Raw genomic sequence first — 13,452 nt, 5'->3', positions numbered from 1 at the left:
CCGGCTCGTCGACAGGGCCCGGAATGGGCCTTGCCTTCGACTTCGCGCGCCGCGCATAGTGAGTACCCGGCACATCGGCCAAGAAGGGATTTCGTAGTGCGTCGGCTTCGGATTGCCTCAGCTCTGATCGTCAGCTTGCTGACCCTGCTCTGCATGTTTCCGGCTGCGGCCGAACATGACGGAGGCTGGACCGTTCTGCTCGACGAACAGGCCAACCTGCAACTGAGCGATGTGCGCTCCGAGCGCTATCGCAACCAGTTCAGCCCACTGCCTCTCGCCGACCTTGATGCTGCCCAGGCTGGACAGGCCTTGTGGCTGCACTATCGTCTGGCACCAGGTGACCAGGAGCAGCTGCTGCGGGTATTTGCCCCGGACCTTTCTGGCCTGGACCTCTACGCCCTCGAAGGCGAACAACTTCTGCGTCAGCTGCACCACGGGCGCCAGGCCGGCAATGCCAGCCCGACCCTGCGTGGCAGCGACCATGTATTGCCCCTGCCCAACAGCAGGCAACCGCTGGACATCTACTTGCGCCTGGCCTCAGAGCACCAGCTGCGTCCGGCCATCAGCCTTGAACCTGCGGCCGAGGCAGCCTCGGATCAACGCCAGCCGCTGTGGTTCGGCATGCTGTTCGGCGGCCTGATCATGCTGATCATGCACAACCTGATCCGCTTCCTCTACACCCGCTCCAGCACCACCCTGATCCTGGCGCTGTACCACGGCCTGATGCTGCTCAGCGGCCTGATCCTGCTGAACCTCAGCGGCCCTTGGTGGCATGTGTGGCACAGTGCGCAAACGCCTGCCGCCTATCTGACGCTGGTCCTGGCCGGCCTGTCCGGGTTGTATTTCACCCAACATTTCTTTTCGCCGTGCAATTCGCCACGGCTTAACCGCCTGCTGCAGGGTGAGATGCTGATTGTCGGGCTCAGTGGCCTGGTGCTGCTGTTCGTCGATACCCTGCCACTGAACCTGATGACCTACGCCCTGATGGCGCTGGGCAGCGTGAGCATGCTGCTGGTCAGCAGCTACCACTGGTACAAGGGCTATGCACCCGGACGCCTGTTCAGCCTGGCCATGGTGGTGTTCAACCTCGGAGGCCTGGTCCTGCTGCCAGCCCTGCTGGGCCTGACACGCACCTCGACACCCTGGCTGCTGTGCATCCTGCTGGGCCTGACCGTGGTCAGTGGCCTGCTGCTCAACCTGGCAGTCAGTGAACGGCTGCGGCGCATAAGCGAGGAGCGTTTCAGCGCCAGCCGTGCACTGGCCGCCAGCGATGCAGAAATCAACGCCAAAGCCGAGTTCCTGGCCAAGATCAGCCACGAAATCCGCACCCCGATGAACGGCGTGCTCGGCATGACTGAACTGCTGCTGGGCACACCGCTGTCGGTGAAGCAACGTGACTATGTGCAGACCATCCACAGCGCGGGCAACGAGCTGCTGACGCTGATCAACGAAATTCTGGACATTTCCAAGCTGGAATCCCGGCAAATCGAGCTGGATGATGTGCAGTTCGACCTTAACGCGCTGATCGAGGATTGCCTGAACATCTTCCGCGCCAAGGCCGAGCAACAGAACATCGAGCTGATCAGCTTCACCCAGCCACAAGTACCGCGGGTCATCAGCGGAGACCCGACGCGCCTGCGCCAGGCCTTGTCGAGCCTGCTGGAAAACGCCCTGAAAAACACCGACCAGGGCGAGATCCTGCTGGTGGTGGCGCTGGATCAACGCGGTGAGGTGCCACGCCTGCGTATCGCCGTGCAGGACAGCGGCGAGCCGTTGCCCGCCGCCGACCGTGAAGCCTTGCTGCAGGCCGAGTTGCACAGCCACCACTTCCTTTCCAGCAACAAGCTGGGCGGCCATCTGGGGCTGGTCATCGCCAAACAGCTGATCGGTCTGATGCAGGGCGAGTTCGGCATCAAGAGCAGCACCGGCATGGGCAACACCTTGTGGCTGACCTTGCCGCTGGACCCTTCGCGTCTGGAACAGCCACCGGCGGACCTCGACAGCCCGCTGCGCGATGCCCGCGTGCTGGTGGTCGACGACAACGACACGTGCCGCAAGGTGCTTGTACAGCAGTGCAGCGCCTGGGGCATGAACGTCAGCGCGGTGCCGTCAGGCAAGGAGGCTCTAGCCCTTTTGCGCACCAAGGCGCACCTGCGCGACTACTTCGACGCGGTGCTGCTGGACCAGAACATGCCCGGCATGACCGGCATGCAGCTGGCCGCCAAGATCAAGGAAGACCCGAGCCTGAACCACGACATTTTGGTGGTGATGCTCACCGGCATCAGCAATGCGCCGAGCAAAGTCATCGCGCGCAACGCCGGGGTCAAGCGAATACTGGCCAAGCCGGTGGCCGGTTATACGTTGAAGACCACCCTGGCCGAGGAGCTGGCCCAGCGCGGCCGCGAACAGGCGATGCCTGCCAGCCTGCCTGGCATCCCGCAGGCGCTGGACCTGCCAGGCGACTTCCGCGTGCTGGTCGCCGAAGACAACAGCATCTCGACCAAGGTGATCCGCAGCATGCTCGGCAAGCTCAACCTCAAGCCCGATACCGCCTGCAATGGCGAAGAGGCCTTGCAGGCAATGAAAGCGCAGCATTATGACCTGGTGTTGATGGACTGCGAGATGCCGATACTGGACGGTTTCTCGGCCACCCAGCAGTTGCGGGCCTGGGAAGCTGAAAACCAGCGCCAGCGCACGCCGGTGGTGGCACTGACAGCGCACATACTCGCCGAACACAAGGAGCGCGCGCGGCTGGCAGGCATGGACGGACACATGGCCAAACCGGTGGAGTTGTCGCAGTTGCGTGAGCTAATTCAATACTGGGCCAATCACCGGGAAGCCAAGGTGGACCCGGCACATACGTCCTGACCGATATCCAATGCTCTTGCAGGAGCGGCCTCGCGACACAAGGCCGCGCCGGCATAAACCCAAGGAACACTGCTCATGCTCCATGAGTTGTTCAGCGTCTACCTGAAAATGCTCGTGCTCTACAGCCCGTTCTTCGTGCTGTCGTGTTTCATCAGCCTGACCCGCGGCCACTCCAGCAAGGAGCGCAAGCAACTGGCCTGGAAGGTCGCGTTCGCAGCCTTGGTCGCCAGCGTGATGCTCTACCTGTTCGGGCGCGCGATCTTCGGAATTTTCGGCATCACCGCCGATGCCTTCCGCATCGGTGCCGGCAGCGTGCTGTTCATTTCGGCCCTGGGCATGGCCCAGGGCAAGCCGGCGGTACAGGCCGACAACGTGCAGCAGGATGTGACCATCGTACCGCTGACCATTCCGCTGACCGTTGGCCCCGGTACCATCGGTGCCCTGTTGGTGATGGGGGTGAGCCAGCCGCACTGGGATGAAAAACTGCTGGCCATCGTCAGCATTGCCCTGGCCAGCTTTACCGTAGGGCTGGTGCTGTATCTATCGCACGGTATCGAGCGCCTGCTCGGTGACCAGGGTTTGCAAATCGTCAGCCGCCTGATGGGCCTATTCGTCTGCGCCCTGGCAGCACAGATCATCTTTACCGGGATTCGCGGCTACCTGCTGCCCTAGGGTGCAGAGCCTACAACTGCAGCTCAAGGATAGCCTTGCCATTTTGCTTGTCGACACTGGCCTGGGCCCGCTTGCGGTAGTCTTCGCGGAACCCCTGCAAGTTGAAGTGGATCACTTCGACTCGCATGTCCAGGAGTTTTACTTCACTGTTCAACTGCATGAACAAGAAGCCCTTGGAGGTCTTTTTCATCGACATTTCCATGTGAACCAACACCATGTCGATGAAGCCGCTCGACTGCTGTGAGCAAGGCAGCAACTGAAAGCGCCCGACCGCTTTGGAGACTGCCCTGGATTCAAACGCGGTCAATGCCTGGCTGTCATTGCGCAGTGCCTGAAGCGACGACTGGGCAGATTGATAATGACCGGCGGAGCCTTTCTGCCGAATCTGGGCAAGCGCCTGCTCGGCAAGGCTGGCCCTGTCCGGCCCCGGTCGAGTCGCCGTGGGCGCGAGCTTGCCATCAAAGCCCAGAAACGCAAGGTTACGCCAGTAGTTCCTGAACCAGTCCGGCTCCAGGCCTTCGTTGAAGTCCCCCCAGGCAACTTGCTGGGCAAACGCATTGGCCAACAGGATGTCGTCACGGGCTTCGCGGCTAACACCTGGCAAGAATGACAGCAGGCTGCTGTGGACGAGTTTGCCACTGGCGGCACCTTGATTGAACTCACTCATCTTCGACTCCTGATGTTGTCGCACGTTTGACTTGGCTGCGGTACTGCAATTGCTTGACCTTGATAGCGTCATGCAAGCCCGTACTTATTGAACTGATCACTTTTTCATGGGTGAAATAATTGGCATCGAACTGCTGAGCGGCATGGGCACTTGCAAGATTCAGCGGCTGCCACAGCCAATCCATCGCCAGATGCTCTGCTGTGCTAAAGCCCAACTCGGTACTGATGACGCCTGAATCGGCCAGTATCAGGCGCAACTCCATACGTACATGGCTCATGCCTTTATCGTCCGGGGGCCGAACACATTCGGCCCATAACAACTGTTCTATGGCACCGTCGGGTTGGGCGGAATAGGCGTCGAGGCATGTGGCTACCGGCCCCTGCAGGGCGCTGGGCACACCTGCCAAGAGCTTGGCCCGCAACATGCTCCACGGTTCACAGGCCACTGCGGGTGCAGCAGGCACAGCGCTGGAATGCAAGGTCGCGACAGTGCAGCCGAAGTTACCCTGAATTCGCAGATATTCCTTGTGCCACCCAGCGTCCTGAAGGGCGTGCCCCTTGCTAGCGGTCAAGTAGGCTGCCAGCTGAACATCCAACAGTGCTTCTGCGCGTGAAGCACTGACATTGTTGTCGATCAATACCAGGCTATTGCCGTTCAACCACAACGTGTAATTGGCGTGCATCAGTATGCCCTCCAGGCCCGTCGACGCCGTGTCGACAGGCCAACTTCATCGTCAGAGTTCCAGTGCCAGCAGGACCTGCAGGGCATTGTCGTCAAGTTTGGTTTCTACAATGGCGCGAACTTTGTCGTATTGGCGCTTATCGAAATTCAACACCGCACCACAAGCAAAGTTGGAAGTACCGTTGCTTTCCCACTTGACCAGCAGATAGTTGGCAGCCTTGTCAGGCTTGGCGTCGGTCTGGATCGCACTGACCAGCATCGCCACTTGGCCGCCGTCCGTTTGCTCGCACTTGGCAAGGCTCAGCCCGGTTCGGTCATCTTCGACCGACTTGCGGTCGAGCAACTCGACGTTTTTGGTGCTGGCGGCCAAGGCTGAAACAACCGTTTTGCCGAGATTGTCCAGGGCGGTTGCCACATCGCCAGTGAAAACGCCATATGCCGCCTGCAGGCCCTTGCCCAGCAAGTTGCTGATCTCAAGGCGCATATTGCGTTCAGTGACCTGCTGTACATCGACATTGGTCGGCGCCCAGCCCATCTTCGACATCAGGTAGATGTAGTGTTTGAACCAGAGTTGCGTTTCACGGATAGGGTCATGCTGCTTGTTGGCACCTTGCGTGGCCAGGGCATGACAAGCCTTTGCAGCATCGCGGTTTTGCTCACCCATCAGGTCGGGGAACACGAACAGATTCTTGTCCGGCAGAACCTGAAGCTGCAGCTTCTCTTTATCGGTCGTCATGGGAAAGGTCTCCAGGAAGGGTACGGTTGGAGCCAAATAGCTCCAGCCGCAAACCTACCTGTGACCTTTACCTCAATCTGCCACGAAGCAGTTCCTCATCTGCCCGCGCTGCCGCCGCTTACGGCTTTGCGCCATACCAGCGCGGGGTATAGACCCAAACCCCACCCGCTGCGCGGTCGAAAGTGCAGGTAGTGGAAGACCCAACCAACACCATGGTGCGCATGTCGACCATTTCTGGCAGCAGTTCGGCCAGGGTGACTACCTTCAGTGTCTGCCCCGGCCTACCGATGTCACGGCCAAGGACTACAGGCGTGTTCCCGTCACGGTGGCGGCGCACAACCTCCAGGGCGACACCGAGCTGGTGCGGCCTGGCCTTGGAGATCGGGTTGTAGAAGGCCAGCACCAGGTCGGCCTGGGCAGCCAGGTCCAGGCGCTTTTCAATGATCGACCAGGGCTTGAGGTTGTCCGACAGCGACATCACGCAGAAGTCATGCCCCAGCGGTGCACCTGCCTGGGCGGCGGTTGCCAGCGAGGCTGAAACCCCCGGCAAGATCTGCAGGTCGACGCGATGCCAGGCAGGGTCACTGGATTCGTGCAATGCTTCGAGCACCGCAGCGGCCATGGCGAAAACGCCCGGGTCACCTGACGACACCACCACCACCGAACGGCCTTGGGCCGCCAGTTCGAAGGCATGTCGGGCGCGCTGCATCTCTTCGCGGTTGTCGGTGCAGTGCAGCACCTGGTCGTCGCGGAACGGGCCAGCCATGCGCACGTAGGTTTCGTAACCGAGCACATCTTCGGCCTGCGCAAGTTCGGCCTTGACCGCCGGCACCATCAGTTCCGCCGCACCTGGGCCAAGGCCGATGACCGCCAGGCGACCGCGACGGCGGCCGACCTGCGCCACGTCGACCGGGGCAGGCGCCACCGCGACCACGACTTCTTCAAGCGCTATCAACTCGGCATCGGGCACCGCCGCAGCGACCATGCTGGCCACATCGCCAGAGCGGGGGGCGAAGCGCAAAGGGACACCCAGGGCCTGCGCAGCTTCGTGCAACGCGCTGTCGGCCATGGTTCGCTCGTCTGCCAGCACGCAGGCTACCGAGGGCTCGGCGATGCCGGCCTGCTGCAGTGCTGCGCGAATACTGTGCAGATTGCCACCTGCAACGCCCACGACCACCTGGCGCGGGTGGATCAGCAGCTCGTCGCGGTTGGCCGGGCGCGCCTGATGCCCCACATGGATGGTGCGCTGCGCCGCTTCGCTGGCGGGCAACTGCGCCAGCTGCAGCCACGGTGCGTTTCCTTCGATACGCACGGACTCACCTGCCAGCAGGTCGGATACAAAGCGCTTGCCTTGCTCGATATCGGCCAATGCATAGCCCTGCGGCGGGTTCAGCAGGCAAGTACCGAAGCGCAGCTCGCCACTGGTGGTGATGGCCGCGGAAACGCCCAGCACATCAGCGATTTCCCGCGCCATCACGTTCACCCCACCGAGGCCTCCGAGCAACGGCACTACCGCGCTACCATCCTCGGCCACGGCCAGTACCGGCGGCTCGCTGCCCTTCTCGCAGAGCAGAGCGGCCAGGCTACGGATAACGATACCCGCGGCGCACAACGCAATGATCGGCGTGTCTTGCTGGTACAACCCGCGCAGGGTATCGCCGAACGACACGTACGACTGGTCCGCACCCTCGACACGCCCCTCGAGGCCATGGATCGTGGCCTGCGGATAACAGGCCTGGATACGCTGCGCCGTCGTCAGGCTGCCCGGGCCGAGAATGACGATGGCCGGTGCCCTGTGCAAGTTCAGCCCTGCCATTTTTCCCCCGGCACGATGATCAGCGAGAAGTACGGCGACGACTGCGGGTCGACCTGGTCCAGCGGCACGATCTTCTGGTTGGCCATGGTCGCCCGTTCCACATACAGCGCACGCCCATCCAGGCCCAGGTCGGCCAGCACTTCGCGCACCTTGGGGAAGTTGCGCCCAAGTTTCATGATCACCGCTGCATCGGCGTCGGCCAGACGGCGCTTGAGCTCTTCAGCGGGCAACACGCCAGACAACACCGACAGGCTCTGGTTGCGGTACACCAGCGGCGCCCCCAGCACCGAAGCGCCACCGAGCATGGAGCAGACACCGGGAATCACTTCTGCCTCGTAGCGCTGCGCCAGGCGGTCATGCAAGTACATGTAGGAGCCATAGAAGAACGGGTCGCCTTCGCAAATGACCGCCACGTCGCGGCCGGCATCCAGGTGCTCGGCCACCTGTACGCTGGCTTCGTCGTAGAAGTCGCTGATCACTTGCTCATAGGACAGCGGCGCCGGCAGCACTTCGGTGGTGACCGGGTAGACCAGCGGCAGCAGGGTCTGCTCGGGCTGCAGGTGCGCCTCGATAATGCCGAAGGCATTGCCACGCTTGCCCTTGGCCACGAAGTAGCCGACCACCGGCGCCTCACGCAACAGGCGCAGGGCTTTGAGGGTAATCAGTTCAGGATCGCCAGGGCCCACGCCCAGGCCAAGCAGTCGTCCGCGCGGGGCCATCATTCCACCTCCGTGGCCAGGGCGTTGACCGCCGCGGCGGCCATCGCGCTGCCGCCCAGGCGGCCTTGCATGATCACGAACGGCACGCCACGGCTGTCGGCGGCGAGCATGGCCTTGGACTCGGCAGCACCGACGAAACCGACCGGGAACCCGAGGATCAGCGCCGGCTTGGGCGCACCGGCATCGAGCATCTCCAACAGGTAGAACAACGCGGTAGGGGCATTGCCGATGACCACCACGCTGCCCTCCAGGTAAGGGCGCCACAGCTCCAGGGCTACGGCGGAGCGTGTGTTGCCGGCGTCTTTGGCCAGGCCCGGCACGCTGGGGTCACGCAGGGTGCAGATGACTTTGTTGTCAGCTGGCAAGCGCGCCCGGGTGATCCCTTCGGCCACCATGTGCGCATCGCAGAGGATCGGCGCGCCGTTGAGCAGCGCCTCGCGCCCGGCCCGGCCGGCACCGTCTGAGAACTGCAGGCCATCGATGGCGTCGACCATGCCACAGGCGTGGATCACACGCACGGCGAGCTTTTCAAGGTCTGCGGGGATCCGCTCGAGTCGGGCTTCCTCACGGATGATCCGGAAGGAGTTGCGATAGATCTCCTGACCATCGCGGATGTAGTCAATCATCAAGGTGCTCCGTCGGCAGGTCGAGCATGGCGCCTGCTTCATTCAAGGTAAGGTCGGTGGCGCGCAGGGCACCGAAACCCGGCTGGCGCGCATCACGCAGGTACAAGTCGTAACGGCCCGGCGAACGGGCCAGCAAGGTGGCCGGGGCAACATGGGCCACAGCACAGGAACGGGGGCAGCCAGACAGGTGCACGCTGGCCGGCACGCCAGGGCCCAGCAGCGCGGCCAGGACAACGGCGTCAGCCTTGGTCTCGGCAAGGGCCTTGGCGCAGCCGCTGGCACCGGTGCAGGCGCTGATACGCGCCAGGGGTTCGCGGTCGTGGCACAGCAACCCCAGCGCAGACAGTTCGGCCAGGGCCTGATCGATGTGCTGCGTTTGCAGGTTGGTCAGCACCAGGCTTTGCCAGGGGCTAAGGCGCATGCTGGCATCGCCCAGTTCACGGGCAATACGTGCGGCGCCACGCAGCATCGCGGGGGTCAGGCGGCCTTGCGGCGGGGCAACGCCAAGGGCAACGCCAAGGGCAACGCCCTGCGCCTGGGGCAACCTGCCTAACCACGAGGCGCGGTGCTGTTCACGCCGCCACGTGAGTACGGCGGCATCGCGGCGGATGTCCAGGCCGAGCCCAGCGACAAAATCAGCTGGCGGGTACACCTCGAGCAGCTGGCGCATGCGCGTCTGCGTCGGGGATGCCAGATCGAGGAAGCGCTCCAGCACGGCGCGCACCAGCATCAGGCCCTGCGCCAGCGGCACCGCACCGAGCGCCTGGCCCTCTGCCGGGCAACCTGCCAGGCCAAACGCCAGCCAGGTCTGCTGATCCAGGTGCAGGGGCGACAGCCACAGGTCATGGGGGTGTTCGAGCATCGCCAGGCGCTCGCCGGCATCCAGCTGCACAGCGAACTTGGCCGACAGCTGGTGAAAGCGCGGGGTGCCTTCCAACAGGTCGAGGATCTGCCCGGCCAGCGGCCGGGCGTCCAGCAGCATGAGCGGGTCATGCCCGGCCAGCGGGCTGAGCATCACGTTGCGCACATCGTCACCCGCGGCATCGCGTGGTCCCAGGCCGGCTGCGAGCAGTGCCTCGACCAAAGCGCGATGCTCGCTGCCAATGCCGCGAATCTGCAGGTTGCCACGGTTGGTGGCCTCGATCACGCCGCCAGCAAAACGCTCCGCCGCCGCCGCCACGGCTTCAGCCTGCTCGGCCAGCAGCAGGCCACCCGGCAGCTTGATGCGGCAGATACCGCCATCACGGGCACTGACAATGCGCCACAACCCCGGGCAGGCCGAGGGGCGGGGCGATACGTGGGGGGCATGGGCCTGCGTCAAAGGGGCATCCGGCAGTCTGTGAAAATGCGCTTGAGTGTAGAAGGCGCGGTATTATGCCTGCTTTGTCCGGCGGCATGAAAAGCCGGTGGTCGAGCATCCTCGGCGATTAAGTAGAAATTCAGGACCGCGTCGCCTTCTTCGCGGGCTCGCCCGCTTCCACAGGATCACTGCAGGCTGCACAGGCTGCCCTGTATCTGTAGGAGCGGGCTTGCCCGCGAAGGGGCGCGAAGCGGCCCCAAAAATGGCGGATCGAAATACATGACACCCTGGCTGACAGTAGTAGGCATCGGCGAAGACGGCTTCAGCGGCCTGGGCAAACAGGCCCGGCGCGCCCTGCTGGGCGCTGGGCGGGTCTTCGGCAGCCCGCGCCAGCTGGCCTTGCTGCCACGTTGCGTGACCGCTGAACAGTTGGCCTGGCCCAGCCCGTTCTCGCTGGCCCCGGTGCTGGCCCTTCGCGGCGAGCCGGTGTGCGTGCTGGCCAGCGGTGACCCTATGTTCTACGGCGTCGGCGCCAGCCTGGCACGCCAGGTGCCTGCTGCAGAAATGCGCGTGCTGTCGCTGCCCTCTTCCTGCTCCCTGGCTGCCGCCCGCCTGGGCTGGCCGCTGCAGGACCTGCAGGTGGTGTCGCTGGTGGCCCGCCCCCTGGCAGCGCTCAATGCCCACTTGCACAGCGGCATGCGCCTGCTGGTGCTGAGCAACGATGGCGACAGCCCGGCGGCAATTGCCGCGCAGCTGCGCGGGCAAGGCTTCGGCCCAAGCCGCCTGCAGGTGTTCGAGCACTTGGGGGGCGTGGACGAACGTGCACTGGCCGGCACCGCCCAGGACTGGCCGCACACCGGTATCGCGGCGCTCAACCTGGTCGCCATCGAATGCCTGGCTACGCCCGATGCGCCCCGCCTGCACCGACTGGCCGGGCTGCCAGACGCCGCATACCGGCACGATGGCCAGTTGACCAAGCGCGATGTCCGCGCCATCACCCTGGCGCGCCTGGCACCGCAACCCGGCGAACTTTTGTGGGATGTCGGTGCGGGCTGCGGCTCGATCGGCATCGAATGGATGCGCGCCCACCCGGCATGCCGCGCCCTGGCCATCGAGGCCGACGAAGGTCGCCAGGGTTTGATCGAGCACAACCGCGATGCACTGGGTGTACCCGGCCTGCAACTGATTCGCGGCAAGGCGCCAGCGGCGCTGCAAGGCCTGGAACAACCGGATGCAATCTTCATCGGAGGCGGCGTTACCCGCGCAGGTGTACTGGACCTGTGCTGGGCAAGCCTGCGTCCCGGCGGCCGCCTGGTGGCCAACGCCGTCACCCTGCAAAGCGAACTGGCCCTGGCGCACTTTCGCGAACAGCACGGTGGTGAGCTGACCCGTATCCATGTCGCTCATGCCCAGCCCTTGGGTGCGTTCGACACCTGGCGCCAGGCGCTGCCGATCACCCTTCTGGAAGTACTGAAACCCGCCGATGCGTGAAGAAACCCGCGAACAGCCCGCGCCTCTGCGCAACGGCCTTACCACCGGCAGCTGCGCCACCGCCACCAGCCTGGCAGCGGCCAAGCTGCTGCTCACCGGGCAGCGTGATGATGCGGTGGACATCACCCTGCCCAAAGGCAAGGTCGTGCAGATGCGCCTGGAATTCTGCCGCCTGATCGGCGAGTGCGCCGAAGCCGGCACCCTCAAGGATGCGGGTGACGACCCGGACGTGACCCACGGTGCCCTGCTCTATAGCCAGGTGCGCCTGCTGGCGGAACCTGGCATTGGTTTTGTCGCTGGCAGCGGCGTGGGCACGGTGACACGCCCGGGGCTGGTGCTGGCGGTGGGTGAACCGGCCATCAACCCGGTGCCTCGGCGCATGATCAGTGAACACCTGCAACGCCTGGCCGACGCGTGCGGCTACCTTGGCGGCTTCGAGGTCACGGTCAATGTGCAAGGTGGTGAGCAACTGGCCCTGAAAACCATGAACCCGCGTCTGGGCATCCTCGGCGGGCTGTCGATCCTCGGCACCAGCGGCATCGTCCGGCCGTTCTCTTGCGCGGCCTACATTGCCTCGATCCACCAAGGCATCGACGTGGCCCACACCAACGGCTACACGCACATAGCCGCGTGCACCGGCAACGCCAGCGAAGACACCATGCGCCGCGTCTACGGTCTGCCGGAAATCGCCCTGATCGAAATGGGCGATTTCGTCGGCGCGGTGCTCAAGCACCTGCGCAAGGTACCGGTGCCGCGCCTGACCCTGTGCGGCGGCTTCGGCAAGATCAGCAAACTGGCCGCCGGGCACATGGACCTGCACAGTCGTCACTCCAGCATCGACTTGCCGCAACTGGCAGGTTGGGCCGCAGACATTGGCGCTGACGAGGCGTTGCAGGCTGCCATCAGCGGCGCCAACACCAGCCAGCAAGCGCTCGCCCTGGCTCATGCGGCCGGCATTGCCCTGGGTGACGCGGTGTGTGCCCACGCCCTGGCCTTCGCCCGTAGCGTCGTGCCGGCGCAGGTGCACGTGGAGGTGTTCGCCATCGACCGCCAAGGCGGCATCGTCGGCCAGGCGGGTGTGCAATGACTGCGCGCATCCTGTTGCTGGGGGGGGTCACTGAAGCCCTGGCGATGGCCCGCCAACTCGGGCCTCGACATGTCTACAGCCTGGCCGGTATCGGCCGCGTGCCGCAGGGCTTGCAATGCCAGGTGCGGGTCGGGGGCTATGGCGGTGTCGAGGGCTTGACCCGTTACCTGCGCGAGGCGGGTATCACCCTGCTGATCGACGCCACCCATCCCTATGCCGCGCAAATCAGCCGCAATGCCGCCAGCGCCGCACGCAACGCCGGCATCCCGTGCTGGGCCTTGCGTCGTCCCGCCTGGCAGGCGCAAGCAGGGGACGACTGGCGAGAAGTCGAGGATTGGGCAGGGTTGATCGAAGCACTGAAGCCGTTCCGCAGGCCACTGTTCACGCTAGGACGCGAGCCGCTGCAGCACCTGGACGAGATTCCGCCAGAGCAGTTCTGGACCTTGCGTGCGCTGGAGGCGTGCCCTGGCAACGAGCGCTGTGAGGTGATTGGCGCACGTGGGCCGTTCCATATCGAAGATGAGCGGGCGTTGTTCCAGCGCCGCCACATCGATGTGCTGATCAGCAAGAACAGCGGCAGTGTGGCGACCGAGCCGAAGCTGGACGTGGCGCGGGAGCTTGGCGTGCCGGTGCTTGTCCTGAAACGTCCGGCACTGCCGGAGGTGGACCGGGCATTCGACTCACTGGCGGACCTGGCAACAGCACTCGCCCTCTAGGCGCTGCCCTTTCGCCACACACAGGCACTCCTACAACGGTTTCAGACTTTTCTTCCAACTAACCCAGTGGCCC

The 13,452-nt window shown here is 64.1% G+C and carries 12 protein-coding genes; 5 read left to right on the top strand and 7 right to left on the bottom strand.

Annotated features, from left to right (window positions below):
• Positions 1-96 precede the first annotated feature (96 nt).
• Complete coding sequence (locus BJQ17_RS18220) at positions 97-2,868, top strand: hybrid sensor histidine kinase/response regulator (RefSeq protein WP_070096415.1); 2,772 nt, start codon at positions 97-99, stop codon at positions 2,866-2,868.
• Positions 2,869-2,943: 75 nt separating this feature from the next.
• The gene (locus tag BJQ17_RS18215) at positions 2,944-3,540 is read left to right on the top strand and encodes a MarC family protein (protein WP_014592545.1); all 597 of its coding nucleotides are present in this window, start codon (positions 2,944-2,946) and stop codon (positions 3,538-3,540) included.
• Between the two features lie 10 nt (positions 3,541-3,550).
• On the opposite strand, the gene BJQ17_RS18210 is transcribed toward BJQ17_RS18215, so the two are convergent.
• The 7 genes from BJQ17_RS18210 to cobG form a co-directional block, all read right to left on the bottom strand.
• Positions 3,551-4,207, bottom strand: a complete 657-nt coding sequence (locus tag BJQ17_RS18210; protein ID WP_014754583.1) for a hypothetical protein — start codon at positions 4,205-4,207, stop codon at positions 3,551-3,553.
• Complete coding sequence (locus BJQ17_RS18205; RefSeq protein WP_070096414.1) at positions 4,200-4,889, bottom strand: hypothetical protein; 690 nt, start codon at positions 4,887-4,889, stop codon at positions 4,200-4,202. The genes BJQ17_RS18210 and BJQ17_RS18205 overlap by 8 nt, the downstream gene beginning before the upstream one ends.
• Positions 4,890-4,940: 51 nt before the next feature.
• The gene (locus BJQ17_RS18200; protein ID WP_003249674.1) at positions 4,941-5,624 is read right to left on the bottom strand and encodes a hypothetical protein; all 684 of its coding nucleotides are present in this window, start codon (positions 5,622-5,624) and stop codon (positions 4,941-4,943) included.
• Between the two features lie 118 nt (positions 5,625-5,742).
• On the bottom strand, positions 5,743-7,440 hold the full coding sequence (cobJ, locus tag BJQ17_RS18195) for a precorrin-3B C(17)-methyltransferase (RefSeq protein ID WP_070096413.1): 1,698 nt from the start codon (positions 7,438-7,440) through the stop codon (positions 5,743-5,745).
• Positions 7,428-8,159, bottom strand: coding sequence for a precorrin-2 C(20)-methyltransferase (locus BJQ17_RS18190; protein ID WP_026031823.1), 732 nt, complete (start codon positions 8,157-8,159; stop codon positions 7,428-7,430). The genes cobJ and BJQ17_RS18190 overlap by 13 nt, the downstream gene beginning before the upstream one ends.
• The gene (locus tag BJQ17_RS18185) at positions 8,159-8,785 is read right to left on the bottom strand and encodes a precorrin-8X methylmutase (protein ID WP_003249670.1); all 627 of its coding nucleotides are present in this window, start codon (positions 8,783-8,785) and stop codon (positions 8,159-8,161) included. Before BJQ17_RS18185 ends, BJQ17_RS18190 begins: the two co-directional genes overlap by 1 nt.
• A complete protein-coding gene (gene cobG / locus BJQ17_RS18180; protein WP_083285078.1) occupies positions 8,778-10,121 on the bottom strand; it encodes a precorrin-3B synthase in 1,344 nt (447 codons plus the stop codon). Before cobG ends, BJQ17_RS18185 begins: the two co-directional genes overlap by 8 nt.
• A gap of 243 nt (positions 10,122-10,364) precedes the next feature.
• Here cobG and cbiE point away from each other — a divergent pair, with 243 nt between their 5' ends.
• From cbiE to BJQ17_RS18165, 3 genes are read left to right on the top strand one after another with little or no spacing between them, the layout of a single operon-like run.
• A complete protein-coding gene (gene cbiE / locus BJQ17_RS18175) occupies positions 10,365-11,576 on the top strand; it encodes a precorrin-6y C5,15-methyltransferase (decarboxylating) subunit CbiE (protein WP_070096411.1) in 1,212 nt (403 codons plus the stop codon).
• Positions 11,569-12,663, top strand: coding sequence for a cobalt-precorrin-5B (C(1))-methyltransferase (locus BJQ17_RS18170; RefSeq protein WP_070096410.1), 1,095 nt, complete (start codon positions 11,569-11,571; stop codon positions 12,661-12,663). Before cbiE ends, BJQ17_RS18170 begins: the two co-directional genes overlap by 8 nt.
• Entirely contained in the window at positions 12,660-13,379 is a 720-nt protein-coding gene (locus tag BJQ17_RS18165; RefSeq protein ID WP_070096409.1) for a cobalt-precorrin-6A reductase, read from the top strand. The genes BJQ17_RS18170 and BJQ17_RS18165 overlap by 4 nt, the downstream gene beginning before the upstream one ends.
• Positions 13,380-13,452: the final 73 nt, after the last annotated feature.

The organism is Pseudomonas sp. NBRC 111139 (genome assembly GCF_001753955.1).
Taxonomy (GTDB): Bacteria; Pseudomonadota; Gammaproteobacteria; order Pseudomonadales; family Pseudomonadaceae; genus Aquipseudomonas; species Aquipseudomonas alloputida.
Note: the sequence above shows the minus strand (reverse complement) of the source record. Positions and strands in the feature narration are given on the sequence as shown.

Excerpts from the sequence above, each read along its gene's own strand:
- BJQ17_RS18215 (WP_014592545.1), top strand. The coding sequence starts at position 2,944 with ATGCTCCATGAGTTGTTCAGCGTCTACCTGAAAATGCTCGTGCTCTAC.
- BJQ17_RS18210 (WP_014754583.1), bottom strand. The coding sequence starts at position 4,207 with ATGAGTGAGTTCAATCAAGGTGCCGCCAGTGGCAAACTCGTCCACAGC.
- BJQ17_RS18205 (WP_070096414.1), bottom strand. The coding sequence starts at position 4,889 with ATGCACGCCAATTACACGTTGTGGTTGAACGGCAATAGCCTGGTATTG.
- BJQ17_RS18200 (WP_003249674.1), bottom strand. The coding sequence starts at position 5,624 with ATGACGACCGATAAAGAGAAGCTGCAGCTTCAGGTTCTGCCGGACAAG.
- cobJ (WP_070096413.1), bottom strand. The coding sequence starts at position 7,440 with ATGGCAGGGCTGAACTTGCACAGGGCACCGGCCATCGTCATTCTCGGC.
- BJQ17_RS18190 (WP_026031823.1), bottom strand. The coding sequence starts at position 8,159 with ATGGCCCCGCGCGGACGACTGCTTGGCCTGGGCGTGGGCCCTGGCGAT.
- BJQ17_RS18185 (WP_003249670.1), bottom strand. The coding sequence starts at position 8,785 with ATGATTGACTACATCCGCGATGGTCAGGAGATCTATCGCAACTCCTTC.
- cbiE (WP_070096411.1), top strand. The coding sequence starts at position 10,365 with ATGACACCCTGGCTGACAGTAGTAGGCATCGGCGAAGACGGCTTCAGC.
- BJQ17_RS18170 (WP_070096410.1), top strand. The coding sequence starts at position 11,569 with ATGCGTGAAGAAACCCGCGAACAGCCCGCGCCTCTGCGCAACGGCCTT.
- BJQ17_RS18165 (WP_070096409.1), top strand. The coding sequence starts at position 12,660 with ATGACTGCGCGCATCCTGTTGCTGGGGGGGGTCACTGAAGCCCTGGCG.